The organism is Bradyrhizobium sp. (assembly GCF_049586575.1).
Classification (GTDB): domain Bacteria; phylum Pseudomonadota; class Alphaproteobacteria; order Rhizobiales; family Xanthobacteraceae; genus Bradyrhizobium.
In genome coordinates this window covers 1-1,753 of record NZ_JBAVCF010000471.1, presented here as the reverse complement: position 1 = coordinate 1,753, position 1,753 = coordinate 1, and the positions used below count along the sequence as shown (strand labels likewise).

Below are 1,753 nucleotides of genomic sequence, written 5' to 3'. Positions count from 1 at the left end.
GCCTCGTCACGTCCGTGCGGAGCCTCAACCCGCTCGTGATGGTCGAAGTCGATTGCGGCTTTCCGCTCAAGGGCTATCTCCTGGCCCCGCAGGCACGTGCGATGAATATCGAAACCGGAAAAGCCGTTGCGGTAAAGATCGCGGCCGATACAGTCCACGTCATGCCTGCCTAATACGGGTCGACTCGATCGTCGCGGCGTTCAGCCACCATGGCATGTTGCCGGGGGTGCGCGAATGATTTATTGGGCCATACTCTGCATTTGCTTTGGCGTCCCATATCCAAGCGCATTTCACGAGGCGCGTCATCGTCGTCGACACGGCGACCTCCAAGCCGGATTTGCCCAAAGGCACAACCTGGCAATCATGGCAACGCCTTTGTCGTGCTGCTCAACATAAGAACGTAGGGCAACCAATAGATCGATGCGGCCAGCACTGCGACCACAGCTACGCCCGATGCGTAGATCAGCCGCTCGCGAAAAAATGCGGCGTTTGTCTGGCTCCGCGACAATTGCGTCGAACCGCTCGCGCCAAGCAACGTCCATCCCCAGATCGCGGTCCATATGGCCGCAAGCAGACTAAACCCAGCAAAGAGGAGAATTACCGTCGCTGACGTGTTCTGCCTCTGAATTGATCTTCAGTGCAAACGCGTAGAACCATTGGTGCGTTGGCTAGCGATTATGCAGAACTCCCTGTCAGTGGTGCAAAAGGTAATCCCGCAGCACAATAGCTTCGTTATGGGCCTCGTCCCGGGCTGCATAAATCAGAGTGATGACCCGATGCCGAGCCAAGCCGCGGAGCTGTTCGATCTCGGTCTGATGCTCCTTCAATTCCTGCCGGTACCTCTGCTGAAATTCATCCCACCGGACCGGGTCGTGCCCAAACCATTGCCGAAGCGCGGCGCTTGGCGCAACGTGCTTTATCCAATGATCGATGGCCGCATCGGCCTTTCTGACCCCGCGCGGCCATAGTCTATCGACCAAGATGCGAGTGCCGTCGTCGGGCGTTGGTCGATCATACGCCCGCTTTAGCTTGACGTTCTTTTGGGCAATTACGGCGCTCATCACAACCTTGCGAGAGATTGGCTGGCGGATCTGGCTCACACTGGCCTAAACTAATGTGCATTCTCGCGGGCGGCAAAGTACTGACACCAGCCGCTGGCAGAAATCGGACTCTGCACGATCTTGCAATGGTCAGGAGGCTCAAACTGAAGGCAGATTTCGCAACGTTGCTGGCCGTTCGGTGTCGGCTGATATTTGGCGTCGGCATGCGAGATTTTTTGCGCTTCACTGACCTCAGCTTCGGCGCGACGGCTAAGCGCCATTCCCGTCGAAGCCGATGCAGCAAGTGCGAAGGCCTCGATGATGCTGCGACGTGAGACATTTGCGCTCATGGTCATCCTCGAACGGCCCCCAAAGCGTTGCAGATGATTACTTCGCCACAAGCTTTTCCTGGGCCTGCGGAATGTGCCAGAGCACGATGTGGAAGTGTGGCTCCGGCACGCCGGGATGGCCGGTGTTGTAGTTGATGCTCACGTGATCGACCTTGCCGCCAGGTGCCGCGAGATTGCTCCAATTCTTCTGCGCATTGAGATCCTTGAGCGGGATCATGTAAATCGTACTGACAAGACGACCGCGATGGTCGTAGGCGAGAAACGGGCCCTCGGGGATCGTCTTTGGATCGACGTACAGCGTGCCGATCCCGGGAATGAAATCCGGCAACTTTACGAGCTGGCTAACCTTCTTATACGGGGGCG

At 57.3% G+C, this 1,753-nt stretch carries 3 protein-coding genes; all 3 read right to left on the bottom strand.

The features are described from left to right. Nucleotides 1-692: 692 nt before the first annotated feature. The gene (locus WB528_RS18230) at nt 693-1,061 is read right to left on the bottom strand and encodes a DUF488 domain-containing protein (RefSeq protein ID WP_423889791.1); all 369 of its coding nucleotides are present in this window, start codon (nt 1,059-1,061) and stop codon (nt 693-695) included. Nucleotides 1,062-1,111: 50 nt separating this feature from the next. Further along, a complete protein-coding gene (locus tag WB528_RS18225; protein WP_423889790.1) occupies nt 1,112-1,396 on the bottom strand; it encodes a high potential iron sulfur protein in 285 nt (94 codons plus the stop codon). Between the two features lie 31 nt (nt 1,397-1,427). Then, the coding region (locus tag WB528_RS18220) for a DUF5602 domain-containing protein (protein ID WP_423889789.1) at nt 1,428-1,753 on the bottom strand (326 nt) is incomplete at its 5' end.

Coding starts and splice junctions, on each gene's coding strand:
- WB528_RS18225 (WP_423889790.1), bottom strand. CDS start 1,396: ATGACCATGAGCGCAAATGTCTCACGTCGCAGCATCATCGAGGCCTTC.
- WB528_RS18230 (WP_423889791.1), bottom strand. CDS start 1,061: ATGAGCGCCGTAATTGCCCAAAAGAACGTCAAGCTAAAGCGGGCGTAT.